This window comes from Micromonospora sp. DT48, from assembly GCF_049844495.1.
Lineage (GTDB): Bacteria > Actinomycetota > Actinomycetes > Mycobacteriales > Micromonosporaceae > Micromonospora.
Genome location: NZ_JBNCLE010000029.1, coordinates 1 through 24,905 on the forward strand (window position 1 = coordinate 1; position 24,905 = coordinate 24,905).

General features: G+C 68.1%; 29 protein-coding genes. 13 read left to right on the forward strand and 16 right to left on the reverse strand.

The genetic code is table 11. The features are described from left to right. Positions 1–76: 76 nt before the first annotated feature. Genes ACLQ2S_RS25100 through ACLQ2S_RS25115 form a run of 4 tightly spaced genes read right to left on the reverse strand, consistent with a single transcriptional unit; the run spans position 77 to position 3,819 of the window. The gene (locus tag ACLQ2S_RS25100; protein ID WP_425703338.1) at positions 77–796 is read right to left on the reverse strand and encodes a phytanoyl-CoA dioxygenase family protein; all 720 of its coding nucleotides are present in this window, start codon (positions 794–796) and stop codon (positions 77–79) included. Further along, the gene (locus tag ACLQ2S_RS25105; RefSeq protein WP_425703340.1) at positions 793–969 is read right to left on the reverse strand and encodes a hypothetical protein; all 177 of its coding nucleotides are present in this window, start codon (positions 967–969) and stop codon (positions 793–795) included. Before ACLQ2S_RS25105 ends, ACLQ2S_RS25100 begins: the two co-directional genes overlap by 4 nt. A 25-nt stretch (positions 970–994) precedes the next feature. After that, on the reverse strand, positions 995–2,674 hold the full coding sequence (locus ACLQ2S_RS25110; RefSeq protein WP_155222201.1) for a hypothetical protein: 1,680 nt from the start codon (positions 2,672–2,674) through the stop codon (positions 995–997). Next, positions 2,671–3,819 carry a glycosyltransferase gene (locus tag ACLQ2S_RS25115; RefSeq protein ID WP_425703342.1) on the reverse strand — a complete coding sequence of 383 codons (1,149 nt, stop codon included), beginning with the start codon at positions 3,817–3,819 and terminating at the stop codon, positions 2,671–2,673. The genes ACLQ2S_RS25110 and ACLQ2S_RS25115 overlap by 4 nt, the downstream gene beginning before the upstream one ends. Positions 3,820–3,952: 133 nt before the next feature. Between ACLQ2S_RS25115 and argS the strand changes: the two genes are divergently transcribed. Further along, a complete protein-coding gene (gene argS, locus ACLQ2S_RS25120; protein WP_155222191.1) occupies positions 3,953–5,677 on the forward strand; it encodes an arginine--tRNA ligase in 1,725 nt (574 codons plus the stop codon). Here argS and ACLQ2S_RS25125 read toward each other — a convergent pair whose 3' ends face one another. Then, positions 5,678–6,409 carry a sulfotransferase family protein gene (locus ACLQ2S_RS25125; RefSeq protein WP_425703344.1) on the reverse strand — a complete coding sequence of 244 codons (732 nt, stop codon included), beginning with the start codon at positions 6,407–6,409 and terminating at the stop codon, positions 5,678–5,680. Further along, positions 6,406–6,915, reverse strand: a complete 510-nt coding sequence (locus tag ACLQ2S_RS25130; RefSeq protein WP_425703346.1) for a nucleotidyltransferase domain-containing protein — start codon at positions 6,913–6,915, stop codon at positions 6,406–6,408. Before ACLQ2S_RS25130 ends, ACLQ2S_RS25125 begins: the two co-directional genes overlap by 4 nt. Before the next feature lie 92 nt (positions 6,916–7,007). Between ACLQ2S_RS25130 and ACLQ2S_RS25135 the strand changes: the two genes are divergently transcribed. The 7 genes from ACLQ2S_RS25135 to ACLQ2S_RS25165 all read left to right on the forward strand — a co-directional run bounded on the left by ACLQ2S_RS25135 (position 7,008) and on the right by ACLQ2S_RS25165 (position 14,386). After that, the gene (locus ACLQ2S_RS25135) at positions 7,008–7,319 is read left to right on the forward strand and encodes a transposase (RefSeq protein ID WP_104113285.1); all 312 of its coding nucleotides are present in this window, start codon (positions 7,008–7,010) and stop codon (positions 7,317–7,319) included. Further along, complete coding sequence (locus ACLQ2S_RS25140) at positions 7,316–8,239, forward strand: IS3 family transposase (RefSeq protein ID WP_425703349.1); 924 nt, start codon at positions 7,316–7,318, stop codon at positions 8,237–8,239. Before ACLQ2S_RS25135 ends, ACLQ2S_RS25140 begins: the two co-directional genes overlap by 4 nt. A gap of 311 nt (positions 8,240–8,550) precedes the next feature. Then, positions 8,551–10,044, forward strand: coding sequence for a serine hydrolase domain-containing protein (locus ACLQ2S_RS25145; protein WP_155222190.1), 1,494 nt, complete (start codon positions 8,551–8,553; stop codon positions 10,042–10,044). A gap of 5 nt (positions 10,045–10,049) precedes the next feature. Beyond that, positions 10,050–11,156 carry a sensor histidine kinase gene (locus ACLQ2S_RS25150; protein WP_425703351.1) on the forward strand — a complete coding sequence of 369 codons (1,107 nt, stop codon included), beginning with the start codon at positions 10,050–10,052 and terminating at the stop codon, positions 11,154–11,156. Next, entirely contained in the window at positions 11,153–11,806 is a 654-nt protein-coding gene (locus ACLQ2S_RS25155) for a response regulator (RefSeq protein ID WP_155222188.1), read from the forward strand. The genes ACLQ2S_RS25150 and ACLQ2S_RS25155 overlap by 4 nt, the downstream gene beginning before the upstream one ends. An 87-nt stretch (positions 11,807–11,893) precedes the next feature. Then, entirely contained in the window at positions 11,894–12,388 is a 495-nt protein-coding gene (locus tag ACLQ2S_RS25160) for a hypothetical protein (RefSeq protein ID WP_425703353.1), read from the forward strand. Positions 12,389–12,919: 531 nt separating this feature from the next. Further along, positions 12,920–14,386 (forward strand): tyrosine-type recombinase/integrase, encoded by a 1,467-nt coding sequence (locus ACLQ2S_RS25165; protein WP_309223895.1) that lies wholly within the window; start codon positions 12,920–12,922, stop codon positions 14,384–14,386. A 141-nt stretch (positions 14,387–14,527) separates the two neighbouring features. On the opposite strand, the gene ACLQ2S_RS25170 is transcribed toward ACLQ2S_RS25165, so the two are convergent. Both ACLQ2S_RS25170 and ACLQ2S_RS25175 read right to left on the reverse strand, forming a co-directional pair. Continuing rightward, positions 14,528–15,217 carry a sortase domain-bontaining protein gene (locus ACLQ2S_RS25170; RefSeq protein ID WP_425703355.1) on the reverse strand — a complete coding sequence of 230 codons (690 nt, stop codon included), beginning with the start codon at positions 15,215–15,217 and terminating at the stop codon, positions 14,528–14,530. Next, positions 15,217–16,110, reverse strand: coding sequence for a hypothetical protein (locus tag ACLQ2S_RS25175; protein ID WP_155222036.1), 894 nt, complete (start codon positions 16,108–16,110; stop codon positions 15,217–15,219). Before ACLQ2S_RS25175 ends, ACLQ2S_RS25170 begins: the two co-directional genes overlap by 1 nt. Here ACLQ2S_RS25175 and ACLQ2S_RS25180 point away from each other — a divergent pair. Beyond that, positions 16,103–16,243, forward strand: a complete 141-nt coding sequence (locus ACLQ2S_RS25180; protein ID WP_230462953.1) for a hypothetical protein — start codon at positions 16,103–16,105, stop codon at positions 16,241–16,243. The two genes, ACLQ2S_RS25175 and ACLQ2S_RS25180, sit on opposite strands and share 8 nt — an antisense overlap. A gap of 98 nt (positions 16,244–16,341) precedes the next feature. Here the strand turns inward: ACLQ2S_RS25180 and ACLQ2S_RS25185 are convergent, their stop codons facing one another. Further along, a complete protein-coding gene (locus tag ACLQ2S_RS25185; protein ID WP_155222035.1) occupies positions 16,342–16,920 on the reverse strand; it encodes a dienelactone hydrolase family protein in 579 nt (192 codons plus the stop codon). Positions 16,921–16,985: 65 nt separating this feature from the next. Here ACLQ2S_RS25185 and ACLQ2S_RS25190 point away from each other — a divergent pair, with 65 nt between their 5' ends. Further along, positions 16,986–17,549 (forward strand): ArsR/SmtB family transcription factor, encoded by a 564-nt coding sequence (locus tag ACLQ2S_RS25190; protein ID WP_155222034.1) that lies wholly within the window; start codon positions 16,986–16,988, stop codon positions 17,547–17,549. A 22-nt stretch (positions 17,550–17,571) separates the two neighbouring features. Here the strand turns inward: ACLQ2S_RS25190 and ACLQ2S_RS25195 are convergent, their stop codons facing one another. The 3 genes from ACLQ2S_RS25195 to ACLQ2S_RS25205 form a co-directional block, all read right to left on the reverse strand. After that, complete coding sequence (locus ACLQ2S_RS25195; protein ID WP_155222033.1) at positions 17,572–18,144, reverse strand: histidine phosphatase family protein; 573 nt, start codon at positions 18,142–18,144, stop codon at positions 17,572–17,574. Between the two features lie 81 nt (positions 18,145–18,225). Then, complete coding sequence (locus tag ACLQ2S_RS25200; protein ID WP_155222032.1) at positions 18,226–18,693, reverse strand: SAM-dependent methyltransferase; 468 nt, start codon at positions 18,691–18,693, stop codon at positions 18,226–18,228. Between the two features lie 59 nt (positions 18,694–18,752). After that, on the reverse strand, positions 18,753–19,130 hold the full coding sequence (locus ACLQ2S_RS25205; protein WP_309223894.1) for a DUF4267 domain-containing protein: 378 nt from the start codon (positions 19,128–19,130) through the stop codon (positions 18,753–18,755). 103 nt (positions 19,131–19,233) lie between these two features. On the opposite strand from ACLQ2S_RS25205, the gene ACLQ2S_RS25210 reads away from it, so the two are divergent. Further along, a complete protein-coding gene (locus ACLQ2S_RS25210; protein ID WP_155222031.1) occupies positions 19,234–19,818 on the forward strand; it encodes a TetR/AcrR family transcriptional regulator in 585 nt (194 codons plus the stop codon). A gap of 7 nt (positions 19,819–19,825) precedes the next feature. On the opposite strand, the gene ACLQ2S_RS25215 is transcribed toward ACLQ2S_RS25210, so the two are convergent. Next, positions 19,826–20,728: an NADP-dependent oxidoreductase gene (locus ACLQ2S_RS25215; RefSeq protein ID WP_155222030.1), complete on the reverse strand. Its 903-nt coding sequence runs from the start codon at positions 20,726–20,728 to the stop codon at positions 19,826–19,828. Between the two features lie 106 nt (positions 20,729–20,834). Between ACLQ2S_RS25215 and ACLQ2S_RS25220 the strand changes: the two genes are divergently transcribed. Together ACLQ2S_RS25220 and ACLQ2S_RS25225 are read left to right on the forward strand one after the other, a co-directional pair. Further along, on the forward strand, positions 20,835–21,233 hold the full coding sequence (locus tag ACLQ2S_RS25220) for a winged helix-turn-helix transcriptional regulator (protein WP_155222029.1): 399 nt from the start codon (positions 20,835–20,837) through the stop codon (positions 21,231–21,233). 51 nt (positions 21,234–21,284) lie between these two features. Beyond that, positions 21,285–21,929, forward strand: coding sequence for a maleylpyruvate isomerase family mycothiol-dependent enzyme (locus ACLQ2S_RS25225; protein ID WP_155222028.1), 645 nt, complete (start codon positions 21,285–21,287; stop codon positions 21,927–21,929). A 56-nt stretch (positions 21,930–21,985) separates the two neighbouring features. On the opposite strand, the gene ACLQ2S_RS25230 is transcribed toward ACLQ2S_RS25225, so the two are convergent. The 3 genes from ACLQ2S_RS25230 to ACLQ2S_RS25240 form a co-directional block, all read right to left on the reverse strand. Next, a complete protein-coding gene (locus ACLQ2S_RS25230) occupies positions 21,986–22,714 on the reverse strand; it encodes a class I SAM-dependent methyltransferase (protein WP_425703361.1) in 729 nt (242 codons plus the stop codon). Positions 22,715–23,120: 406 nt separating this feature from the next. Further along, positions 23,121–23,915, reverse strand: a complete 795-nt coding sequence (locus ACLQ2S_RS25235; protein WP_425703363.1) for a DJ-1/PfpI family protein — start codon at positions 23,913–23,915, stop codon at positions 23,121–23,123. Next, positions 23,908–24,900 carry a GlxA family transcriptional regulator gene (locus ACLQ2S_RS25240; protein WP_155222025.1) on the reverse strand — a complete coding sequence of 331 codons (993 nt, stop codon included), beginning with the start codon at positions 24,898–24,900 and terminating at the stop codon, positions 23,908–23,910. The genes ACLQ2S_RS25235 and ACLQ2S_RS25240 overlap by 8 nt, the downstream gene beginning before the upstream one ends. Positions 24,901–24,905: the final 5 nt, after the last annotated feature.

Sequence of the window (24,905 nt, forward strand, 5' to 3'; positions counted from 1 at the left end):
TCACCACCGAAACCACCCCAACCTGGCGAGACGACTAAACCACAACACACGCAAAATACGTGAATCAGACGTCCTCTCAGACCGGAGCGCCGTTGATGGTCTCAGCCGGGCGCTGGTAGCCGAGCATGACCTGGAGTCGTTGATCATGGACCCACAGGTCTGGCGGTAGCGGATCGGATAGCGGGCGGATCCACCGTTCGACGAAGCTCATCAGTACTGCAGCGCGCGGCTGTTCGGACGCGTTGAAGCCCGATCGATGCCAGGTCGCCGCCGCCATGATCAGCAACGTTCCGGGCGACGCGGTGAACGTCTCGGCGGTCGTCTGCCCCATGGAGGGAGGTCGGCGTGGTGGCACGTGTGATCCGGGGACGAGACGGGTGGCACCATTGTGCTCATCGAAGTGATCGAGCGCCAGGACGCATTGAAGGCCGAGGATGGCCCCATCGACCAGTTGCGGCATCTCGTTGTAGGGGTAGTCGATGTGCCAGTCATCGACCGGTTGTCCAGGGTGGACGACGTTGAGGCTGTAGTCGGACAGCAGGTAGTACCGGCCGAGGAGTTCGTCGAGCAGATCAGCGAGTCCTGGCTTGACGAGCATGTCGGCGAAGATCGGATCGAACTGATAGAGGTTCCATACCCGGGTCGACTTGGGGTATCTCCTGGCGTGTTCGCCGTTGGCGAGGATGTCCGTTGCGGTTTTCAGCGTCGCGCATTCGCTCGGTGTGGCGAAGCCAGGCCAGGTAGCGAAGCCGCGATCGCGGATCTCGTCAGCGAGGAGGGCGGGGACGACGGTCATGGTTCGTTCCTTGGCTCAGGGGCGACGACGCGGAGTTCGACGATGCCGGTGCCGTTGTCGTATCGAGATAGATCGATCATGGTCCGCTCGTGGTCGAGCAGCGCGACGATCGTGTCGGTGAAGGCGTTGAGGTCGTTGTCCGTTCGGCGCACGGCATAGGTCCGGATCGGCACGGTCGCTGGTTCGGCCTCGCCCGTGTCAGGTCGATTGCGCATCCGGCCTCCTTTCGAGTAGGCGCTCGGCCTCCTGAGCGACGATGGCACTGACACCCACGACGCGAACAGGCTGACGTGCGATCCACTGCCCAACTGCCGTCAGGTAGTCAGCCAGCGCCAACGGCGGCAACGCGCGGAGGTCGACCAAGATGGTGCCGGCGGCGCCGGCATTGAGAAGCTTCGTCGCGCGCCGCTTGAGGGCTTCTGGGCGAGGTGACGCCCTGACGAGTTCGGCCTGCTGAGCGAGCAGAGCCGGACGACTGGGGTGAAGCCGAAGCCAGCGGTCAACGGCAGGCGACGCGCCTGTCCGGATCAACAGGCGTACGCCACGTTCGGCGAGTTGTTGAGGAGTCATCGGACCGACCTCGCCGTCAACGACCACGGCTGCCACCGCCTTGAACGATGTCCTGTCGAGTGAGGTGAGCCTGACGAGCGGCTCATCCTGTTCGAGGCTGTCGACGATCACCGCCTCCCGAAGGGAGTCCGGTAGCTGTTTACGAAGCTCGGCCGGTTCAAGGTAGTCCGGTGCTATCAGCGCCAACAGGAGGAGCTTGGGGGAGACATCGCAGCCTGGCGCGAATCCGGCATAATCGTGGATGGCGTCCACCACTGCGGCGAGGGCGGTGGGCCGAGGCGCCAACCGAGCTGGTCTGGGCCCGCGGGCCAGCGCACTCCGGATGAGCGGCTCAAGGCTGTTCCGGTCTGGAGTTCCGACGACCCCGCCGTAGCGCTGAGCGACCCTGGCCGCGTGTTCGTCGAGTCCCTCCATGAACGACACATCCGGTACGAGGACGAGCTGACCGCCTCCGGCAAGCGCCTCGGACAGCGCATTGTTGCCCGGCTTGATCACTACTACGTCGCCCGCAGCGAGTAGCGCGGGCAGGCGTGGGTCAAACCGGCGGACCGTCACGTTCTCGGACTCCTGGAGGGGCCGACCGGCGTAGTAGGGGCCGGTGACGAGGACGAACCGCGCGGGGTTGCCCTCGGCCGCCAGCGCGGCGGCGACGTCCTGACATGCCGTGAACAGGCGATCGCCGTATCCGTCTGGCATCTGGTCGCCGCCGGCACCTCCGTTGACCACGACGAGGGGGGCGCCATCGGGCGCGTAGGCCATGCGCGCTGCTATGACTTCCTCGCCGTTTGCGATGTGCGCGATGTTCCCTACGAAGCGAAACCGGCCGCTGAGTTCCACCGCGGCGAGTGACTCGCCGCTGTGTCCTTCCTCGTGGAATGCGTGTTCGTCCTGGGCTACGAGGATCTCGTCGTAGTGCCCGAAGTCGCCGCGTTGACGGATCTGGTCGAAGGAGAGGCCGTCGAGCCGGCGCATAACCAGCAGCCGGGGACGGTCGGCCAACGCGGGGAGTCGTCGGTATCGGGCGTCTGGGTAGGTGTCCTCCACGACGACGACGGGATCAAGGCGGCTGAGCAGGCGGTCGAGGAGGTCGGTGTAGAGGTCCTCCGCGACGGCGGAGGGCACCCGGTGCAGCAACGGGAAGTTGACCACTCGCACCGGGCTGTTTCGATAGAGGGCGAGGGAACTGGCTTGGCTGATCACGATTGGGCGAAGCCGGCCTGCCGACTGGACGGCCTCTGCGATGAGTAGCGCCCGACGGATGTGGCCGAAACCGATGCCGTTCTTGACGAGGAATACCGCGTTCTTCATCGGCTTCCAACCCGTTCGTCGTTCGAGGTCTGGGTGAGCCCGAGCAGTTGCAGCAGGATGCGGCGGGCAACATCATGGCTGTGTCGTTCCTCGATCGCAGCGCGGGCGGCCAGCCCAAGTCGCCGCCGTTCCAGCGGGCTGGCGGCGAGATCAAGAAGTGCCGCCGCCATGTCGGCGACGTCCTGCTCGGCGACGAGCCGGCCGTGAACTCCGTCAATGACCGCCTCCGGAATGCCGGCGTGTCGGGTGGCGATTACCGGTAGCCCCGCCGCCATCGCTTCGAGGATCGCCAACGGCTGGCCCTCGGTGTCGCCGTCCTGCGGCGATGTCACGGCATGGTGCAGGAGAAGATCCGCGCTGCGGATCAGCGCCAGCGTATCTGCGTGCGGCAGGCTGCCATGGACGCGAACGCGGGAAGCTAGGACGTGCTCATCGACGTACCGCCGCACGTCCGTCATCAATGGGCCGTTGCCCACCAGGTCTAGGACGATGGCAGGGTTGCGTGTGGCCGCGCGGCGGAACGACTCAAGAAGGAGCAGAGGGGCCTTCTTCGGTACGAGCCGTCCCACAGCGACACAGCGGACCTCCCCCGATGAGTTTGTTCTCGAGACGTCGGCGATCGTCGGCAGATCAACGCTGTACCGCACGACGTGGATCTTTTCTGATGGAAGCCCAAGCGCCACCAGAGCCTCGGCGGCGACGTGGCTTGGTACGACGATGCCGTCTACCCGGTCATACCGTCGGTAGACCTCGCGCCACCGCTGTTCCCTCAGCCGCGCCGAGAAGTCCACGCCGTGACCACGCAGCCAGACACGCACGCCCTGCTTTAACAGGACATCAAGCCAGCGATCGGCGAAGTCGAGGTACTCCACCAGGACGACCTCGACCCGATGCTCGGTCAGAAAGTCGGCTACCGCCGCCATTCGCTCCGGGGAAGGCGGAGGGTCGCCAGGAATGGGAGTGAGGGCGAGCGTGGGACGACCATCGGTGTCCCATGCTGGGCGTTGGCGGATCGACGCGCCGCCCGGCGGCGGATCGGCGATCACCACGGTCCCACGGGGCAGCAATTCACAGGCGTCCCAGCGGAGGAACGTCTCGCTGATCACGCCGATTTCGGGCAGGAGGATACAGAGGGGCCGTGACACGCCGAACAGTATCGGATGATCAGCACAACGTGGCCACCCCGTGACGCGTGGACATCACCCGCGGCTTGGGGTCCTCTCTGCCGGCGGGGTTATTCGTCGGACGGTGGGGCGGCGTGGACTAGATTGTCTTCCCATGGCGACCCTGGAAAAGCTGCTCCATGATCGGCTCGCGTCCGCGTTCGAGGCCGTGGCCGGCACGCCAGCTCCCCCCACCGTCCACCGATCGCAGTACGCGGATTTCCAGGCGGATGGCGCGCTGGCTCTCGCCCGCCAGCTGGGCCGCAAGCCCCGTGACATCGCCGCCGATGTCGTACGCCACGCCCAACTCGACGATCTTTGCGCCTCGGTGGAGATCTCGGGGCCAGGATTCATCAACCTCACTGTGTCTGAGGGCGCCCTCGCGCCGCTGCTTGCTGAGATGAGCCGCGGTGAACGCCTAGGGGTCCCGCTCGTCGCCAGCCCCGACACGGTTGTGATCGACTATTCGGCACCCAACGTGGCGAAGGAGATGCACGTCGGTCATCTGCGCTCCACGGTGATCGGGGACGCGGCTGTCCGGGTGCTGGACTGGCTTGGCCACCGGGTGATCAAGGCGAACCACCTCGGTGACTGGGGCACCCCGTTCGGCATGTTGATCGAGCACTTGCTCGACATCGGCGAGTCCGAGGCTGCCCATGAATTGTCGCTCGGCGATCTCAACTCGTTCTACAAGGCTGCCCGTGTCAAGTTCGACGCCGACGACGCGTTCAAGGAACGCGCCCGGCGGCGCGTGGTCGCGCTTCAGGGTGGCGACAAGCTGACCCTTCGGCTGTGGCACCTGCTCGTGGACGCGTCGGAGAAGTACTTCATGGCCGTCTACGACCGGCTTGACGTATGCCTCACAGAGAAGGACTTCTTCGGCGAGAGCTTCTATAACGACATGCTGCAGCCGGTTGTCAGCGAGTTGGACCGGCTAGGTCTGCTACGGGAAAGCGAGGGCGCGAAGGTCGTCTTCCCGGCGGGGTTCACCAACCGCGAGGGAGAGCCGTTGCCGCTCATCGTGCAGAAGCGTGACGGTGGGTTCGGTTACGGTGCCACGGACCTTGCGGCGATCCGGTACCGCACCCAGGAGTTGGAGGCGACCCGCCTGCTCTACGTGGTGGGGCTGCCGCAGCGACAACACTTCGAGATGGTCTACGAGGTCGCCCGCGAGGCTGGTTGGTTGCGGCCGCCGGCCCGGGCGCAACACGTTGGGTTCGGCTCTGTCCTAGGCCCTGACGGGAAGATGTTCCGCACCCGGGCGGGTGACACGGTCAAGCTGGTCGACCTCATCGACGAGGCCGTGGCGCGGGCGGCGGCCCTTGTCAAGGAGAAGAACCCCGATCTTGACGAGGCGGAGCGCGCTGAGGTGGCTCGGATGGTCGGCATCGGCGCATTGAAGTACGCCGACCTTTCTAACGACCGGAACAAGGACTACGTCTTCGACTGGAAGCGAATGCTCTCCTTCGAAGGCAACACCGCCCCTTACCTGCAGTACGCCCGGGCTCGGATCCTGTCGATCTTCCGGCGCGGCGGCGTCACGCCCGCTCGGGACCTAGCCACGATCACCGTGTCCGAGCCTGCGGAGCGGGCGTTGGCGATCGAGCTGCTCGCCTTCGAAGACGTGGTCACCGGTGTGGCGGAGTCGCTGGATTTCCATCGGCTGGCGGTGTACTTGTATGGGCTTGCGACGGCGTTCACGGCGTTCTACGAGCGGTGCCCGGTGCTGCGCGCCGAGGGGGAGGTACGCGAGAACCGGCTGGCGTTGTGCGACTTGACCGCGCGAGTGCTCGCCCGCGGCCTCGGCCTACTGGGGATCGGCGCCCCAGACCGCATGTGATCAGAGGTACCCGAGAGCGCGGCACAACGACCGCAGTTCCTCGGGCGTCTGTGCCTGGGTCGGTGCGGGTCGGCCGGGTAGCACCCGGCCGGCCCGGATACGGTCGGTGAAATCGCCAATGCCCTGCAGGAACGGCCCATGGTCCTGCCGCCCGTACTCGATCATGGTTGGCTCCCACGGGACACCAAGGTAGTCACATGTCCGGCGGGTCGCAGCCTCGGGATCTGCGGTCAGCTCTTCGTAGCGAACCGTCATCCCCGGCAGGCTCTGCCGCGCCTCGACCAACTGGGTCAGGAAGAGATGGACCAACTCCGTGGAGTCGGTCGGCGTCGCGCGCGGCCGTGCAGCGATCGCCGACTCGACGACGTGGACAGGGTGGCGCAGAAGAAAGATGTATCGGGCGGCAGGCCAGCAATCGGCGACTCGTCGCCACCGCAGCAGGTTCGTGGGCGTCTTGTCGACGATGACTGGCTTGCCTGATCGGAGCAGTTCCCGGTGAAGCACCCGGTCCCACAGCAGGTGTTCCAGCTCGCGCTTGTCGAGATGGGCGACCTCCATGGCCAGCCGCGCGAAACGGCTGTCCATGCCGACCGTCAGGTCCACCATGTGCAGTTCGTGGGGAGCGTGCAGTTGTGAGTGCGTGTTGAGCATGCATCGCAGCAGCGTGGACCCGGATCGGATCGAGCTGAGGATGAACACGGGCGAGGCGACCAGGCGGTCCGAGACTGTCATGACCCCGTCCGATCGTGCGCCAGGCCCAATATCGCCATGAGACTTGCCTGGTGTTCGGCGTGGCGTTCCAGGACGCTCCTCGCTCGTGCGGTGAGCTCGTCAAGCACCGGTGAAGGCCGTATCACCATCCGACGGTCGAGCAGCGCACCGAGCACCTCTACCTCGTCACTAGTCGCAACCGAGGGATCGAGCTGCCCACCGGCGGCGCCCGCGAGAGCTCGGTGCAGCGGCTCGCTTTCCAACGCGGCAACGCAGGCGCCGACGGAGAACAACTCAATCGGGTAGTCGGGGTCGGGAACGTAGCCAAGGGAACATTGCAGCGTGGCGAACTCGTTGCCGAGCAGGTGCCGCTGTTCCGGACTGAGGTCCCGGGCGGTGATGACGAAGCAGTCGATGTCGCTGTACGGTCCGGCCCTGTCGGCGGCGACGGACCCGTAGATGAAGGCCGCCGTCAGCATCGAGCCGAGCTGGCGTTCGAGGAATGACGCGATCGCGGCCAGGTTCATGGCATGTCGCTCCACCCAGCCGGCCCGGTGAGGTTCCCCCGGTAGCTCGGAGGCTTTCGATCATGCTCTGATGGAGCTGAAGGGAGTCATCCGTGGCAGCACCGAAGAAGTACCCCGATGAGCTGCGTGAACGTGCGGTGCGTTTGTATCGGGAGTCGGACCCGAAGCCCGTGATCCGCCAGCTGGCCCGCCAGCTTGGTGTGCATCACGAAGCGTTGCGGAACTGGATCCGTCAGGACGAGGCCGACCGGGGTCAGCGTGACGACCGGCCGACGACCTCCGAGTTGGAGGAGTTGCGTCGGCTGCGGCGGGAGAACGCCGAGCTGAAGCGGGCCAACGAGATCCTGAAAGCCGCCTCGGCTTTTTTCGCCTCGGAACTCGACCCGACCCGGCGACGGTCGTGACGCTCGTCGACGAGCTGAAAGACCGCTTCGGGGTCGAGCCCGTCCTCCGGGTCATCGGCGTGGCCGTGTCGACCTACTACGGCTGGCTCGCCCAAGCCGCCAACCCCTGCGCTCGCCGACGCGAGGACGCCGTACTGGCGGTGGAGATCGCGGAGATCCATGACGTCTCCGGTGGCACCTACGGCAGTCCACGAGTGCACGCCATGCTGCGCCGCCAAGGCCGCCAGGTCGGCCGCAAGCGGGTCGAGCGGTTGATGCGGACCGCCGGCCTGCAGGGCGCGTTCCTGCGCAAGAAGTGGCGCATCCCGTCGACGCGGTCGAACCCGAAGGCGACACCGGCTCCGGACCTGGTCAACCGGCAGTTCACCGCTGCGGCGCCCAACCGGCTGTGGGTCGCTGACGCCACCCGCATCCCCTGCGGCGAAGGCGCGTTCTGGCTCGCCGCCGTGCGGGATGTGTTCTCCAACCGCATCGTGGGCTGGCGGTGTTCCGACCGCTGCGACACCGATTTGATCCTCGGCGCTCTGGAGTACGGCATCTGGTCCCGCGACGTCCGTGACGGCCAACTGATCCACCACAGCGACCGCGGGTCGAACTACACGTCGTTCCGCTTCGCGCAGCGCTTGGCCGACAACGGCATCCTGCCCTCGATGGGGTCGGTCGGCGACTCGTTCGACAACGCGCTCATGGAGAACTTCTGGTCGACGTTGAAGATCGAACTGGTCTACCGCACATCCTGGCGGACCCGGGACGAGGCCGAGAACGCGATCTTCAGCCATTACGGCTGGTACAACACCCGCCGTATCCAGAAAGACCTCGGCTGGCGATCTCCAGACGAGTACGAAACCGCCTGGCACACCCACCAGGCACAGCACGACCTGACGGCTATCGTTCAGCCTGAGCCCACCGGCGCCAGGTAACCAACCCTCCGGCAAACCGGGGGAACCTCACCCCAGCGGACGATGGTGCATCCCGTGGGACCTCACCACCCAGGAGATTTACCGGCCGAAGGTCGCCGGCTCGTTCCGCCTCAAACCGGTCCAGCAGACGCAGCGAACGGTAGGCGACGTCTGATTCGATGTCGGAGTACGGCCAACGCGCGCAGCGAGGTCGCCGAGGCAGCCGACCGGCATCCCATCGAGCCGGACGGAGATCCCCTGACGAAGGTCAGGGGTGCGGGGTGTCGATCGGGTCCTGTACCTGGTCGCCCCGATTCCTACCGTGGTCAGCTATGTGGCAGAACAAGCACCGACGACGTGGCCTGATATCCGTGCTGATCCTGGGCCTGGCCGTTCCCGCCGCGCAGGTGGTTCCCGGTCCGGCGTACGCGCAGAACGGTATCGACAGTGGCTCGGTCGAGCGCGTGGTTAACGGCTTCACCGCCAAGGCGGGCTACCCGGGTGTCGCCGTCGCGATCACGAAGGGCGATCAGGTGCTGCACGCGGCGGGGTACGGGCGTGACGCGACCGGCGCGGCCGTGACCGCGACGACGCCGATGCCTATCGCCTCGCTCAGCAAGTCATTCACGGCGCTCGCCGTCATGCAGCTGGTCGAGGCGGGGAAGGTGACGCTGGACGCGCCGGTGCGCGACTACCTGCCTGGCTTCCATGTCGCCGATCCCCGCGGCGCGCGGATCACCGTGCGGCAGTTGCTGAACCAGACGTCCGGGATCACCGACCGCACACTGCGGGAGAAGAGCCTGCAGCAGCCCGACTCGCTGGCGGCGGCCGCGGTACGGGCGCGCGCCGCGACCTTGGCGAGCGAGCCCGGCACGCGTTACGCATACACGAACACCAACTATCACCTCGCCGCCCGGCTGGTGGAGGTCGTGTCCGGTGAGCCGTTTGCCGGCTACCTACGCCGGCACGTCTTCGAACCGCTCGGCATGTCGGACAGCACCACGATCGACCTGACCCCCCGCGATCTACCGGACACCGTGCGGCAGGGACACATATACGCCTACGGGGCGTCGATCGCCGCCGCCGAGCCAAAACGGTTCGTCAACGGCTCCGACGGTGTGCTCACCACGGCGCGGGACCTGGCCCGGTGGCTGGTCGTCCAGGGCAACGCCGGCGCGGCGGCCGACGGCACCCGGCTGGTCTCGGCGCAGAGCATGACGGCCATGCACACCTCGTCCGACCGGCGATGGACGTACGGGATGGGCTGGAACGCCGACAGCGACGGCCGGGTCCACCACAACGGGATCTGGTTCACCTACACCGCGAGCGCGCTGCTACTGCCCTCCGGATACGGCATCGCGGTGCTCGGCAACAGCGGCTTCAGCCTCGCCAACGGGGGCACCGACCAGCTGGCCGACGAACTCGCCGCCCTGGTCCAGGACGGTCGCTCCGCCCCGCCCCCCGCGCCGACCCGGTTGATCGTCGACCTGGTGCTGGCCGCGCTGACGGTGATGAGCGTGCTGCTCGGCGTACGCAGGTTGCGCCGCACGTCGGCCTGGGCGGTGCGGGCCGGTGAGCGGCCACTCTGGCGGCCGATCCTGCGGCTGCTGCCCAGGCTGGTGCCGGTCGCGGTACTCCTGGCGCTGCCGTACCTGCTCGGCACGATCGTCGGCGGCGGCCGGGACATCACATTCCGCCAGGTGGCGTACACCGCGCCCGCGCTGGTCGGGTGGAGCGCCGTGGCCGCGGCGATGAACGCCGGCTCGCTCGTCGCCCGGGTGGTGGCACTGATGCGGCGTCGGCCGACCGGTCCGACGGCACGGTAGCGTTGATGACCATGAAAGGCGACCGGGACGGCTGGTGGCGGCGGGGTCCGGCCCCGCCGTGGGTGCTCTCCGCGCTCGTCGTGCTGCTCGCGGGCGTCGCGACGTCCTATCAGCAGCTGCCGTGGTGGGTGTCGACCGGGGCGCTGCTGGCGCCGGTGACCGGCGTTGCGCTGCTGCGGACGTATCCGATCATCTCGCTCGCCCTGGGTACGGCGGCGAGCGTGGCAATGGCGCTCGCGTTGGGTGATTCCGTACCGGTCTGGAGCGTCGCGCTCGGTGCGACGATCTTCGTGATCAGCGTGCTCGCCGGCCGCCAGATGCCGCGGACGACGCATGCGCTGGCCGTCTTCGTGGCGGGGGCGACGCTCGCGATCCCGCTCGGCCTGGCCGATGGCAGTGCGTGGCTCTCCGCCCTAGTGCTGCTCGGGGTGACGGTGGTGCTGCCGTGGATTCTGGGGCGCGCTCTCCACCAGCAGGCCGAGCTCGTCGCGGTCACCGCCGAGCGTGCTCGGCTCCAGGAACGCAGCCGCATCGCCTACGACATGCACGACACTCTTGGCCACGAACTGACCCTGCTGGCCCTGCGCGCCGGCGCGCTGGAGTTGGCGGCCGATCTCGACGACGGCCACCGGGCCGCGGCGGCGGACCTACGAGCCGGCGCGGGACTCGCCACCGACCGGCTCGCCGAGATCGTCACCGTCCTGCGCGACGGCGAGCCGGTGCCGCTGCACCCCGGCCCGGATCGCATCGAAGACCTCGTCGATCGCGCCATCGAGGCCGGTGTCGCGGTCTCGTTGGACTGGGACGGCCCCCGTGACCTGCCGCCGAGGACCAGCCGGGCCGCCCACCGCGTCGTCCAGGAGGGGCTCACCAACGCCCTGAAACACGCACCCGGCGCGCCGGTACGGGTGTGCCTAGCCACCGTTGCCAGCACGACCACCGTCACCGTCACCAACCCGGTCACCCCCGGCGCCCGTCCAGGGCCCGGCGGGCACGCCGGCCTGACCGGGCTGCACGAACGAGTACGCCTCGCCGGCGGCACACTCCGCGCCGGTCCGCGCGGTCACACGTTCGAAGTCATCGCACGGCTGCCACACGCGGATGCCTCATGATCCGGATCCTGCTCGCCGACGACGAGGCGATGATCCGGGCCGGTGTCCGCGCCATCCTCGCCACCGACACCGACATCGAAGTGGTCGCCGAAGCCGGCGACGGGCGCGAAGCCGTCGAGCTGACCCTCGCGCACCGCCCCGACGTCGCCCTGCTAGATATCCGCATGCCCCGCCTCGACGGCCTCGCCGCGGCCGCCGAGATCGTCCGCGCGATGCCCACGACCGGCGTCGCGATCCTGACCACGTTCGGCGAGGACGACTACCTGGCACGCGCGCTCGACGGCGGCGCCCGAGGCTTCCTGGTCAAGTCCGGCAACCCCCGCGAGCTGATCGCGGGCGTCCACGCCGTCGCCTCCGGCGGCGCCTACCTCTCACCGGCCATGGCCGCACGGATGATCGGCAAGCTACGCGATGGCGGGCTCAGCCGCGCCGCGACGGCCCGCGCCCAGGTGCAGACACTCACCGAGCGCGAACGCGACGTACTGGCCTTACTCGGTGCAGGCCTGTCCAACGCCCAAATCGCCCACCGCCTCAACGTCGTCGAGGGCACGGTCAAAGGCCACGTCAGCGCCATCCTCACCCGTCTCGACCTGGGCAACCGGGTGCAGGCGGCCCTCCTCGCCCACGATGCCGGCATCACCACCAAGTGACCCGCCGATGCGCTGCGGGGCACCGGTCGGCGTAAAGCCCGTCCCGCAAGGGTCGTACTGGCGGCGCCGGCGCTGGTCGTGGCTGTAGTGACGTACCGCGACCAGCAGGAGATCAACCGGGCACAGTTGGAGATGACACGGCTGGAGCGTCAGCGGTACGACCAGCGCTTCGCATCGCGGGTCGCCGCGTGGCAGATCCGGGAGAAGCCATGGGATTCGAAGACGCCGGTACACGTGCGCGTGCAGAACCGAGCACCTGTACCAATTAAGCGGTTGTCTGTCGAGGCCACATCGGATTTCCTGCTGAGCTGGCCTAGTGGTCCCAGGTTCTTCGATCTGAACGTGGACATCCCGCCCTGCACCCTGATGACGTTCGACATCAACAACATGATCGTGCCGGAGGGTGAGAGTGATCTGCCACTGATCAATGTCACCCTCTGGTTCTCCGACCCAGTCGGCTCCTGGAAGGCCGGACCTCAGGGGGTAGAGAGGGTCGACGAAACGTCACGCAAGCCGGTGTTCGGTTACGGCGTGGAGTTGTCGGAGGAGCGGGAGACCGCAGCCGACTGCGGCGAGGGCTGACTCAATACCACAACCGGCCCTCGACTTGGCTGATGTGTCTACAGCAGCCGATCTGTCCACACCTGATCGTCGCGGTCGAAGGCTGCGTCGACTCCGTCGCCCTGTCCCTAGAGGGCCCGCCACCCCAGGTGGCGGGGCCCTTTTCCTCACATCAAGAAGGACAAATGCCATGGATAGCACATTCCCTGTTCCTTCTTGAACACCCCGGCATCCCCGCCCGTCTGGACGATCGAGCGCATCCGCGCGCTCGGCGCGGTCACCGATGTCGCCACCACCGGGCAGATCTTCGGCCTGTCCCGTAGCAGTGCCTACGAGTTGGCGCGCTGGGACCGGCTGCCGGTGCCCGTGTTGCGGTCGGCTCCCGCTACCGGGTCTCCGTCGCGGCGATCCTGGCCGCCCTCGGCGTACCGAACGAACTCCCGACCCCACCGGCGACTTGAACACACGACCGCGACGAGCGTCGATCACCATCCGACGAACACCCCACAATCCGATGCCCGCCCACCGGCGGCATCGGCGAGGAGAGAACTCGTGGCAGACGAACCCATCACCAAGCTCTGCAGCTGCCGCATAGACGGCAAACGCCTCGGCGCACGATGCCCCAAGCTGCGCCGCGGCAACGGGTGGAACCCCCACCACGGCACATGGCGCTACCAGCTGGAACTCCCTCTCGATGCCGCCGGCAGGCGGCGGCAACTGCGCCGCGGCGGCTTCGACACCCGAGACAAGGCCGCCGACGAATGCGACCACGCCCGCGCGCTGCTCGACCTCGCCGGCCGCGATGAGATCCGACGCCGGCAGATCGCCGACCTGCTGTACGCGGTCACGCCCCAGCAGCCGCTGATCGAGCGTGATCACGTAGCCCGTCGCATCCGCGCCGAGGTGTCCACCGGCACCCAGCTCACTGTCGGCGAGTACCTCGCCGAGTGGATCAAGGGGCGGACGAAGCTGCAACCGGCGACGCGGCGCAGCTGCCAGGACCACATCACCACGTACTGGACACCCCACCTGGGGCAGGTGGCCCTTCAGGACCTCACGGCCGCGCACATCGAATCGGTGTTCACCGCGATCGAGTCCCGCAACGCCGAGATCGTTGCCGCCAAGACCAGCCCCGTGAAGGAGATTCGGGATACGGTCATGGGGAAACGGACGGTTGGCGCCGCCAGCCAGCAGCGCATCCTGGCGACCCTGCGCAAGGCGCTCAACGACGCGCGCCGTCTCTACCACCACCGCCTGATCGACCGTAATCCGGCCGAGTCAGTCGAACTCAGGTCCGGCAAGTCGCCAGAGCCTCGGCTGTGGACCGACGCGGCGGTCAACCGGTGGCGTCACACCGGGCAGCGACCCAGCCCGGTGATGGTCTGGACCCCCGCCCAGGTGGTCGCGTTCCTCGACATCGCCGAAGCCGAAGAACCCGAGCTGTATCCCCTGTTCGACCCGGCCATCCACCGCGGCCCGCGTCGAGGTGAGCTGTGCGGTCTGCACGACTACGACGTCGATCTGGCAGCCGCCGCGATCACCATCACCAGCCAGCGCACCAGCGTTGGCTACCAGGTGATCGAGAAGGGGGTGAAGTCGGCGGCCGGGGACCGGGTCGTCGACCTCAGCGACGACACCGTGACAACCCTGCGCACCTACCTGATGCGCCGCGCGGGGTGGAAGCTTGCCGCAGGCGACGCCTGGGTCGACAGCGATATCTTCTTCGTCCGACGCCGTGGCGGCCAACCCTGGCATCCCGAGACGGTCACCGGCCGCTTCGATCGGCTCGTCGCCCGAAGTGGCCTGCCCCCGGTCCGGTTCCACGACATGCGGCACATCGCCGCGACCCTGATGCTCGCGGCTGGGGCGAGCATCAAGCAAATCCAGGACACCCTCGGCCACTCCTCGTACACGATGACCGCCGACATCTACACCTCCGTCCTCGCGGAGTTGAAGAGGACCACCGCCCAGGCGACGACCAAGCTCGTTCCACGCCGCAACCGCCCGGAGGCGGCATAGCGCCCACCGATGGCACGTTGCTGACCTCGACGCGGCACGGGCTTTGGGCAGGTCCGACGGCCAGGTAGGGCCCGGGTTGCACGCCTGGGTGTTCCCGTGCCGATGGTGAGAGTGCTCCGGCTGGGGGAGAAGCATCTTTGGTCAGTCCAGTTGGCCGACGACGATGCGGTTGGCCTCGAAGCCCAGCGGCCCGCCGACCCAGCGACCACCGCAGGTGACCAGCACGATCCGGTGGGGCCCGTGCTGTGCGAACAGGTCCGGGGCGCGTCGCGGCAGGTCGTTCTTCACCACGGTGTGCACCTCGGTGATCCGGTAACGGTGCAGGCGTCCGTGCCGGTCGGCGACCTCGATGTGGCCGCCGTGCTCGGCCTGCCACAGTTCGGCGAACGGTCCAACCTCGCCCTGCCAGTTGACATGCCCGGCGAGTACCGCCGCTCCGCTTGCGGCGAGCAGGTCCGATCCCCACCAGGTCACCTCGGTGACCCCGTCAGGCACGGGCAGCGTGCCATCGGGCCGAACGTCCCGGCGGACGAGGCGAGCCGTGCTACCTCGCGGCAGCCGGACGGATCCCGCCGCCAGCAGGGACGGCGCGGTGACGGCCGTGCCGGCGGTAGACACGGCCGTCGGTCCCGGACCGGCGGCTGCTGTGGGTGTCACGGACCTGGCCGGTCGCGTTGTCGGTGGGCTCGTCGCTGTCCGCTGTTGGGACAGTCCGGTGGTCGACGGGGGTGGCGTCTCGGGTGCCGAGACGACCAGGACGGCGGCGGTGGCCAGCATGGTCACCGCCGTCGTCAGCGGTGCGGTACGGCGGATCGTGGACTGCGCGCCCATCAGGGAAGTCGAGGCGGCTCGCCCGGCACCGCCCGGTGGCGGCGTCGCAGCCGCACCAGGGTGAGCAGGGAGAGCACGGCCGCGGTCGCCGCGAGGGGTGAGGCTGCGCCGCTTTCCACCGGCCTTTCGACGGGGGTGGCGGCTGTGGCTTCGGCGGGCTGGTCGCCGGCGGGGATCTGCGTGGGGACCGTCGGCTGCGGCCAGGGCGGGCAACCCTTGGGAAGCTTGAGTTGCAGCAGCTTGGCCACGCGCAGCCGGCCCTCGGGCGGCGCCCAGAGCAGCCGGACGTCGAGGAGGTCGGCGGTGGCCTGGTCGAAGTCGGCGTTGCGCTGCCGGGTCTTCGTCATCGCACTGAGGAAGGCGTTCAGGTCCGGGTTCCCGGGTGTCGCGGGGCTCAGGTCGGCGGGGAAGAGCGACCGGAAGTTGGCCAGTGGAACTGCTGCGCCGGGGAGCACGTTGCCTCGGTTCGCCGTCAGGCTCTGTCGGCCCTTCGCGTCCCGCGTGTTCACCAGGGCCAGCAGCGCAGTGTTCGCCCGCCGAGTCAGCTCGGTGCCGCTGGTGGTCAGCTTCGGTTGCTCGAGTAGCACCTGCCCGTAGTAGCCGCTGTGTAGGGCGTAGGCGATGTACTCCTCCATCCCGCTGATTGCGGGGTCCTGGTGCAGTGTTTCATGCGCCATCGTCACGCCCAGCAGGCTGAAGTTCTCGAAGCGGTACCGCTCGTTGAACAGGATTCGCGGACCCGGTGGGTGAACCTCCGCGATAGACGTTGGATCCAGTTCCGCGAAGATGACCTCGGTGTAGAGGCCGGAGCGGATCGTGTCGACGCTGACCTCGGACGGACCACCGACCAGCGACGCCAACGCCGCCCGCAGGTTCGGGTCCGGAATGATCACCGATCCCGACTTCACCACGAAGATGCGCCGGATCCTGGATCTCTACGACCACCCACCCGCCGATGGCAGGGTGCTGTGCGTCGACGAGTTCGGGCCGTTGAACCTGCAACCCCGCCCCGGCCGCGCCTGGTGACCCGTCGAATGGATGACGGGAGTCGGGCGTAACCGGACGACGGATCGACCCACCGGCTCTGCCGATCGTCCGGCTGGGAGTTTGGGCCAGTCAGTGAGTCACGCCGGTTTGATGGAGGAGAGGAACGCCAGCACCCGCTCCATGAGTAGCGCGGCCGCCTCCGGGTCGTACCTGTCGAGCGAGGAGTCGGCGAAGAGGTGCTGGTCGCCGGGATAGACGAACAGTTCGGCGTGCGCCGTGGAGCCGACTAGCTCGCGTGCGGCCGGCAGGTCCTCGTCGAAGAACTCGTCGTCCTCCTTGCCGTGGATCTGCACCGGCACGCCCTCGGGCCATGTCTCTCCGAACTCCGTGACGGGGAGGCAGGATTCCATGAGGAGCGCCCCGCAGGCGTCGGGTCGGGTCTGCGCGAGCCGCTGGGCGATTGTCACGCCGAAGGAGAATCCGGCGTAGACGAGCCCGTGGCCGAGTCCGGCGGCTGCGGCGATGCCGCGTTCCTGGAGCGCGTCGAAGCCGAACTTTCGAGCGAATCCGAGCCCCTCCTCGATGCTGCCGAACGTGCGGCCGTCGAACAGGTCCGGGGTGTGCACGGTGTGCCCGGCCTGTCGCAGGCTGTCGGCGAAGCTCCGGACCCCGCCGGTCAGACCTTGGATGTGGTGGTAGAGCAGCACGTCGGCCATGGCGTCGAACCCCCCGCTAACGATCGAGATTTTTGGAACGTTCGGTGATGCTAGTTTGTTACGCCATGGCCGACAACCCACCGGACTACGAGCTTGCCGATCGGAAGGCGCTGACCAGACCGGAGCAGGTGAAGGCGATCGGTCACCCGCTCCGTACGGTCATCCTGCAGCTGCTCCACGAGCGGGCCGCGACCGTCACCGAGCTCGCGGCCGCAGTCGAGCGCCCCAAGAGCACGGTCGCGCACCACGTGGACGTACTGACAAGGAACGGCCTTCTCCAGGTGGTGCGCACGCGGAAGGTGCGGGCGGTCGAGGAGCGCTTCTACGGGCGTACGGCGCGCATGTTCTACGTGGCGGCGGAGCCATCGCCCGGCGGAGAACAGCTACCGGGTGACTTCAACGACTTCGAGGTGGCTGCACGCGAGTCAGCGAAGGCGTTCGAGCAGGGGAAGCTCTGGGGCTTCATTCGACATGCGCGCATTTCGGCAGATCAGGCCTCGCAGTTCTGGGACCAGATGGCGGAACTGGTCGATGCGTTCGACCGGATGCCGAGGTCCGGCGAGACCGTGTACGGGTTCGCGGTCGGCATCTACCCCACCGACCACCCGACCCTGCCGGCAGTGGAGTGAACACACGGGTGTGGCCGAGGAGCTACAGGTGTCCCGTGTCGTTGAAGCTGATCAGGGTTGGCGGCCGGTCGGAGTGCCACTGCACGATGGTGAGTGCACAGTTGGCCTGGTTGAGGCCGATCCATCGCCAGGTCGGGGCGTCGAGGGCGTGGCGTACGAACCAGCCGATGACGAAGTTGTGCGTGATCAGCAGTTCATGTCGCTCGGCGTCGCCGGTCACGCCGAAGTGGGCGACAGCGGCTTGCAGGGCTGCGGCGTCCTCATCGCGTTCGTCGTCGGGTATCCCGTCGAGCCAGGCATGCCAGCGGTGCGGGTAGTGGCCACGTTGTCCGACGGAGGGCACTGGTGTTCGGTCGGCCACCAGGTCGCAGGGGTGCCTCGGCACCTGAGGCAGGTGGGTGGCAACGACGTCGGCGGTCTCGGTCGCTCTGGCCAGCGGGCTGTGGTGGAGCGTCGCGAACGGCACCGTCTGCAAGCGTCGGCCCAACCGGTCTGCTTGTTCGCGGCCGAGGTGTGACAGGCCAGCATCTGACCGGTGCCCGGACGCCGCGTCCTGTTCCCCGTGGCGGACGAGGTACAACCAGGTCCGACCCATGGCGGACCTCCCTCCGAACCTTCGACCGGCGATGAGCACCAAGATCACGTAGTGGCTGGCTGGCGGGCGTCAAGTCCTCGCCTACGGCTGGAAGTACTCCGACATCAGTTGGCTGACCCACTCCGGCTGCTGGACGTTCGTCGGCAGGAACTCGGTCATCGTCGGCTTCACGTCGATGACGGGGGTACCCGAGACCGCGTCGAGGCCGACCACCGTCAGTTCGCGTCCGCGTACGGATTCGATCGCGCAGCACGTCACCCCGATGCGGTTCGGTCGGCGGGGACCGCGACCGGCGAAGACGCCGACGGGCGGGAGGTCGGTGCGGCCGCGATTCGGGCGAGGCTCGCGGTAGTCGTCGTGTTCCGAAAGCTGATCGAAGACGAACAGTACGTCGACGTGGGAGAAGTCTTCCAGCCCTTGCAGGCACGCCTCGCCGAAGCGCTCGTCGATGGTGATCGTGCTGCGGACGGCACCCCAGTTGTCCGTGTGCTGGACATCCGTCCGGTCGTTGCGCACCGTACCGATCGGACTGATCTCGAAGCTGAGCATGGAGAGGAGCTGTTCCCTTCAGTGATGCGATCGTCGGCTGAAGCGGCCTGACTATGTGGTCAGGCGACGAGGAGGAGCACGCTGATCACCACCATCATCGCGGCGGTGGCGGCATGCACGCCGTACGCGATCGCCTTGGGGCCGTTGCCGCGCAACACGATCATCGCGTCGCCGGTGGGCATGCCGGCGGCGGCCAGCATGTACCAGCCCAGCAGGTGGGGAGTGCCGCCGGCCAGCACGATGAAGATCAGGATGCCCGAGGCGATGTCGCGTACGGCCTTGACCCTCAGCCAGGCCCGGAAGGTGGGGTCCTCGGTCGGCGTGTCCGGGATGCCGAAGCCGGCTGCGGCGTGTGGTGCCCGGAAGGCGTTCAGCCCGATGGCGATGATGCCTGCGCCGATCAGTCCGGCGAGGACGGTGGCGACGGTGGTGAGCACAGCGTCTTCTCCCTGGCAGCGGCGGTGAAATCTAGCGGTGCTAGATCTGATAGCGACGTTAGGCTGTCTTCGACAGGATGTCTAGCGTTGCTAGGATGTGGCAATGTCCGCCGTCAGCGAGCGCCGCGAGCGGGAACGCGCTCACCGTCACCAGCTGATCATCACGGCCGCCCGCGAACTCGCGGAGGCCGAAGGTTGGGAAGCGGTCACGACACGACGGCTGGCGGAACGCGTCGAGTACAGCCAGCCGGTGCTGTACAGCCACTTCAATGGCAAAGACGCCATCGTCAGCGCTGTGGCCCTGGACGGATTCAGCCAGCTCGCCGTCCACCTGAGCCAGGCAAGGCAGGCCGCTGCCGAACCCGGACAGGCCCTGCGCGCCGTCAGCCACGCCTACCTGGCGTTCGCCACCGAGCGACCCGCCCTGTACCAGGCCATGTTCATCCTGCCCACCGACCTGAAGTTCGCCAGCACCGAGACACCGGCCCCGCTGCGGGCTTCGTTCGACGAGTTCGTCAACTGTTTCCCCCCGGAGAACGAGCGACGCGAACTGTTCGCCGAAGTCGTCTGGAGCGCCTTGCACGGCATCACCGTCCTGGCGGGCAGCGGCCGCATCCCCCCTGACGGGCAGGAGGAGCGAGTCGACCTGATCGTCGCCCAGATCGCCGGCATCCGACAGGATCGATAACTGGGCGTCAGGGGACGATCACCACGCCGCCACGGACGCCGCCTTGCGCCAGCCGGTCGTGAGCGGCCGCGGCGTCGGCGAAGGGGTACACGCCGGCGACCCGAAGCGGGATGTCGCCGCTGGTAACGAGTTTGACCAGTTCACTCAGGCGCGATCCGTCCGGTCGTACCTCCAGCGCGAAGGTCCGGATGCCCCGCACCGGTTCCGGACGAAGCGGAGGCGACGCGGCCACGTAACCGCCGCCGTCGCGGATGAGGTCCAGCAGCGAGGGACCGATCACCGCCAGGTCGACGACCGCATCGAAGACTCCCGTCAGGTCGTCTGAGCACGACAGGAATGCCGCGCCCAGCGACTCCACGAACGCCCGGTCGTCGGTTCTGGCGAGTCCCGTGGCGTGTAGGCCGATCGTCCGGGCCAGCGCCAGAACGAACCCGCCGACCTGCCCGGCGGCGCCGGTGACGAGCACCGTCGAACCGGCCGGGACCGCGAGTAGGTCGAGGGCCTGTGTGGCGGCGAGGCCGTTGGTGGGCAGGGTCGCCGCCTCGGTGGCGGGGACGTCGGCGGGCGCGAGGGCCAGCCAGGCCGCGTCGAGCACCACGTACTCCGCGTGGGCGCCGACCGTGGTGCGCAGCCATGGCGAGAAGCCGACGACCGCGTCGCCGATCGTGAACTGCTCGACCGCCGGGTCGATCGCATCGACGGTGCCGGCCACATCCCAGCCGGGGGTGTACGGCAGACCGGTCGGCAGCGGTGCCGGGAACCGACCGGAACGGATCAGCAGGTCGACCGGGTGGACGACGGACGCGGTGACCCTCACCCGCACCTGTCCCGGCCCCGGCTCGGGCACCGGCACATCGGCCACGTGCAGGACCTCCGGGCCACCGAACTGTGCATACCTGACTGCGCGCATCGTCGACTCCTTCGTGGAACTTCGTGATCACCAGGACCGTACGAATCAGCGGGCACCATGAGAAAGTAGGTACCTGGAAGTGCCTAGGGCACCAGTGGGGGGCAAGATGGCTACGACGACCGCGGCCCAACGACGCGAGCAGGCCAAACGCGAGTACGACGCGTTCCTGCAACGGTGCCCGACCCGCGAACTGCTGAGCAGGCTCACCGACAAGTGGGTCGCACTGGTGATCCCAGCTCTCGCCGACGGCCCGCAGCGGCACAGCGAACTCGCCAACCGCATCGCCGGCGTGAGCCAGAAGATGCTCACCCAGACCCTGCGCACCCTGGAGCGCGACGGCCTGGTCACCCGCACGGTCACGGCCTCGGTACCGGTCCGCGTCGACTACGAACTCACTCCGCTCGGCCATGAACTGTTCCCGGTCATGGTCGCGATCAAGAACTGGGCGGAGACCCACATGGACCGCGTCTTCGAAGCCCGCGCCCAGTTCGACGCACGTCGCTGAACCTTCTCAAGTGCGTGATGGGCTTGGTCCCGCCGTCACTAGGCTGCTGCGATGAACTCCGCCGATTCCGTGGGTCCGACACAGCTGACCGACCAGATCATCGCCGCCCGTCGGCAGCTGGCCGACGATCTCGCCGACCTGACCGAGGCCCAGTGGGCCGCCCCGTCGCTCTGCGAATCGTGGTCCGTCGAGGAAACGCTGGCGCACCTGACCTCGGCCGGGTGCATGACTCCGTTCCGCTGGATCCGTAGCATCGTCGCAGCCGGATTCCGCCCGGACCTGCACAACCGGCGCCGCTTGAACGAGCAGCTCGGTGAGACGCCCGCCGAGACGCTTGCGAAGTTCCGGGCGATCATCCCGTCCACCACCGCGCCCATGGGAAATCCCGCCGCCTGGCTCGGTGAGGTCGTCGTGCATGGCCAGGACATCCGCCGCTCGCTCGACCTACCCGGTGGGCCGTCGGTCGAGGCGGCCACCACGGTCGCCAGGTTCTTCGTGGCCAAGAACTTCGCCGTCAACAGCCGCAACGTGGCCACCGGACTGCGCTGGGAGGCGACCGATGGACCGCTCCACATCGGTGACGGTCCGATCGTCCGGGGAACCACCGAGGCGTTGGTGATGCTTCTCGCGGGAAGGCGTGCCTATCTGGCGGACGTCACCGGCGACGGCGTGGAGACGGTGAACGCTCGCATCTAGCCCCTCGGCGGCAGGCTCGTTGCGGGATGCAAAGCTCAGTCGGAGCTGGCTGGCGGTCAGTGCGTGCGTTGCGCCACGAACACGTACTCCCGTCCCGGGCGGTCCGGGGCCTCGCGGACGTCGATGACGGTGAAACCACTGGTCACCAGGGTTTCCTCAACCTCTGCTCGACTGCGGAACCTCAGGGTGGAGTCGGACTCCACCGAGAAGCCGTCCGCGGCGAAGGTGTACGTGTACCGGAAGGAGACATACGGCAGCGCCACCCTGGTGACCTCCATGCGCCGTTCGACCGCACCGATGCCAGGAACGTTTCGGGTGACGGGGTCAGTGTCGAGTACCCATTCCTCCCAGGCACGGCGCTGCGGGCGTCTCGTTTCGAAGACGAGGTGACCGCCGTCGCGTAGCGCGCCATGAATGCCCTGGAGCGTCGCGCTCCAGGCATCGTCGTCAAGGAAGACTTGAGCCACGTTGCCGGTCATCAACGCGATGTCAGCTGACAGCGCGGGAAGCGTCGTGGCATCCCCGTGGAGCCAGGTGACCGATGCGGCGCCGGGTTTGGACATCGCCACGTCGAGTGAGGCGGCGGCGGGATCAACACCGGTCACGTGTCGTCCGCTTCTCGCCAGCGCGATGGCCAGGGCTCCGGTGCCGCACCCGATGTCGAGCACGTGCCGGGCGTCGAACTCGTCGACGATGCGCAGGTACGCGTCGAGGTCTGCGCGGTCGCCGTCGAACGCACCGTAGACAGGCGCGAGGCGCGGGTGGGCAAAGATCGCGTCGGGCATGGCACCGAACCGTAGCGACACCAAGTGTCCGCGACCAGCAATAACCGAAGCGGTTGCGAGGCCGGGTATGTCAGCCTGCGGCGTACCGACGCTCCCCAGTACGAACTCGCACTGCTCGACTAGACCCACCCCACGGTGCCTGCTGCCTACCGCAAACCCGTCCAGGGCATTCGTTCGCCCCCCGGTATCGCAGAGGAAGCTTCGTCCTGACGCTACCGCGCGCTCCAAGGCGAGGACCAACTTGAGCACTGCTATGCGGGTTTGGACGGAGAACGGTTGTACGGCAACCCGATCAACGGCTGTCTCCCCGCCGAACCGTGGGATCGGTAGTCATCGCCGTGCCGCCGCCAGCAGCGAACCGGCTGGCGGCGGCACGGCGACAGAATTTAGGGCTGACTACGGGTACTCAGCTGAGCACGTCGCGGACTCGGTCGCGTTCCGCCTGGAAGAGGTTCCAGAGGTGCTCCTCGTCGGCGTCCGGCAGGTTCTCGACGCGGCCGTAGTCGAACGGCGGCTGCGGGTCGTACTCCAGGAATGCCTGGCCCCGGCCGGCGGCCCGTTCGCCCCACAGGCTTGCCGCGACCACGAGCGCGGCGTCTATCCCGGCGCTGACGCCGGCGCTGGTAACGATCCGGCCGTCGACGACCCAGCGTCGCCGCTTGAAGCGTGCGCCGGACAGCGGCAGCTCGTCGGCGAACGCCCAGTAGGTGGTCGCCGCGCGGCCCCGCAGGATGCCGGCGGCGGCCATCAACAGCACGCCGGTGCAGACTCCGAACGTGATGCGGGTGTGCCGGTGCGCGGTGCGGATGTAGTTCAGGGTGGCGGGATCCTGCATGAGGATGCTGGGTTGGCCCGGCCCGGGCACGACGAGCACGTCGGGGCGGGGGAGGGTGTCGTAGGTGGCGGTCGGCGCCCACTGTAAGCCCGCACCGCCGGGGATCGGTGCCAGGTCCGGGCCGACGAAGTGCAGCCGGGCCGGTGGTCCGCCCGCGCGTCCGGTGGAGCCGAGGACGCTCAGCGGGCCGATCAGGTCGAGTGGGACGAGCCCGTCGAAGACCAGGAACGCGATGTCGAGCGGTTCCTCGTCGCCCGCCGACCGCGTGCGGGCGGCGGCCGGGGCGGCGCTGCCGATGGTGAGCCCGGCAGCGGCCAGCGCTGCGCCCATGGTCAACAGTTGGCGACGGTTCGGGTGGTCAGGCATGGGGTGCGCCTTTCTGGAATCGTTGGCGGTAGGTCGTCGGGGCCATTCCGAGGACCCGGTGGAAGGCCTGCCGCATGGTCTCGGCGCTGCGGAATCCGCACTGCTTGGCCACCACCTCGACGGTGTCGTCACCGGCTTCGAGGAGCTGTTGGGCGGCCTCGACCCGGATCTGTTGGACGTACTGGCCGGGCGTGGTGCCCAGTACCTCGATGAAGAGGCGGGACAGGTGGCGAGGGCTTATCGCCGCGCGGGCGGCCATCGCCTCCAGCGAGTGGTCGGCGTGTGGCTGTTCGACGACCGCGTCGAGCACCGCCCGCAGCGCCGGCTGGCGTGACGGTCGGGTACGGCCACGGACCGACAGTTGTGACTGTCCGGCCGGTCGCTGTAGGAAGACCACCAGCCACTGGGCGACCTGCCGGGCGAGTGCGCCGCCGTGGTCACGTTCGAGCAGGGCCAGCGCGAGGTCGATGCCGGCGGTTACCCCGGCGGCGGTGTAGACGTCGCCGTCCTGCACGTACATGCCGTCGGTCTCGACGGTGACCTGTGGGTACCGGTCGGCCAGTTCGCGGCACCGGGCCCAGTGGGTGGTCGCCCGTCGGCCGTCGAGCAGGCCGGCCTCGGCGAGTACGAACGCGCCGATGCACACCGAGGCGACGACGGTGCACCTGTCGCGGACTCGACGCACCGCCTGCGCCAGCGACACCAACGTGGTGCTGGTCGGAGCCGGGTCGCAGCCGGCGACCACCAGGAGGTGCACCGGATCGGTCACCGCGTCCAGGGCGGTGTCGACGCCGAGGTGGACACCCTCGCGGGTGTGGATCGGCTGACCGTCGGGCGACGCCAGGCGGACCCGGTAGTCGCCGCCGAACTTCGCGGCGAGCGCGAACACCTGCAACGGTCCGGCGACGTCGAGCAGTACGGCGTCGTCCGCCGCCACGATGACCACGTGCCGAGAGCCGTCAGCGGGCGAGGGCGAAGCTCTCATGCGTC

Bases quoted from the DNA above. Each gene is read 5' to 3' on its own strand.
- ACLQ2S_RS25100 (WP_425703338.1), bottom strand. From the start codon at position 796: ATGACCGTCGTCCCCGCCCTCCTCGCTGACGAGATCCGCGATCGCGGC.
- ACLQ2S_RS25110 (WP_155222201.1), bottom strand. From the start codon at position 2,674: ATGAAGAACGCGGTATTCCTCGTCAAGAACGGCATCGGTTTCGGCCAC.
- argS (WP_155222191.1), top strand. From the start codon at position 3,953: ATGGCGACCCTGGAAAAGCTGCTCCATGATCGGCTCGCGTCCGCGTTC.
- ACLQ2S_RS25125 (WP_425703344.1), bottom strand. From the start codon at position 6,409: ATGACAGTCTCGGACCGCCTGGTCGCCTCGCCCGTGTTCATCCTCAGC.
- ACLQ2S_RS25130 (WP_425703346.1), bottom strand. From the start codon at position 6,915: ATGAACCTGGCCGCGATCGCGTCATTCCTCGAACGCCAGCTCGGCTCG.
- ACLQ2S_RS25145 (WP_155222190.1), top strand. From the start codon at position 8,551: ATGTGGCAGAACAAGCACCGACGACGTGGCCTGATATCCGTGCTGATC.
- ACLQ2S_RS25150 (WP_425703351.1), top strand. From the start codon at position 10,050: ATGACCATGAAAGGCGACCGGGACGGCTGGTGGCGGCGGGGTCCGGCC.
- ACLQ2S_RS25155 (WP_155222188.1), top strand. From the start codon at position 11,153: ATGATCCGGATCCTGCTCGCCGACGACGAGGCGATGATCCGGGCCGGT.
- ACLQ2S_RS25170 (WP_425703355.1), bottom strand. From the start codon at position 15,217: ATGGGCGCGCAGTCCACGATCCGCCGTACCGCACCGCTGACGACGGCG.
- ACLQ2S_RS25180 (WP_230462953.1), top strand. From the start codon at position 16,103: ATGATCACCGATCCCGACTTCACCACGAAGATGCGCCGGATCCTGGAT.
- ACLQ2S_RS25185 (WP_155222035.1), bottom strand. From the start codon at position 16,920: ATGGCCGACGTGCTGCTCTACCACCACATCCAAGGTCTGACCGGCGGG.
- ACLQ2S_RS25190 (WP_155222034.1), top strand. From the start codon at position 16,986: ATGGCCGACAACCCACCGGACTACGAGCTTGCCGATCGGAAGGCGCTG.
- ACLQ2S_RS25195 (WP_155222033.1), bottom strand. From the start codon at position 18,144: ATGGGTCGGACCTGGTTGTACCTCGTCCGCCACGGGGAACAGGACGCG.
- ACLQ2S_RS25200 (WP_155222032.1), bottom strand. From the start codon at position 18,693: ATGCTCAGCTTCGAGATCAGTCCGATCGGTACGGTGCGCAACGACCGG.
- ACLQ2S_RS25210 (WP_155222031.1), top strand. From the start codon at position 19,234: ATGTCCGCCGTCAGCGAGCGCCGCGAGCGGGAACGCGCTCACCGTCAC.
- ACLQ2S_RS25215 (WP_155222030.1), bottom strand. From the start codon at position 20,728: ATGCGCGCAGTCAGGTATGCACAGTTCGGTGGCCCGGAGGTCCTGCAC.
- ACLQ2S_RS25220 (WP_155222029.1), top strand. From the start codon at position 20,835: ATGGCTACGACGACCGCGGCCCAACGACGCGAGCAGGCCAAACGCGAG.
- ACLQ2S_RS25225 (WP_155222028.1), top strand. From the start codon at position 21,285: ATGAACTCCGCCGATTCCGTGGGTCCGACACAGCTGACCGACCAGATC.
- ACLQ2S_RS25230 (WP_425703361.1), bottom strand. From the start codon at position 22,714: ATGCCCGACGCGATCTTTGCCCACCCGCGCCTCGCGCCTGTCTACGGT.
- ACLQ2S_RS25235 (WP_425703363.1), bottom strand. From the start codon at position 23,915: ATGCCTGACCACCCGAACCGTCGCCAACTGTTGACCATGGGCGCAGCG.
- ACLQ2S_RS25240 (WP_155222025.1), bottom strand. From the start codon at position 24,900: ATGAGAGCTTCGCCCTCGCCCGCTGACGGCTCTCGGCACGTGGTCATC.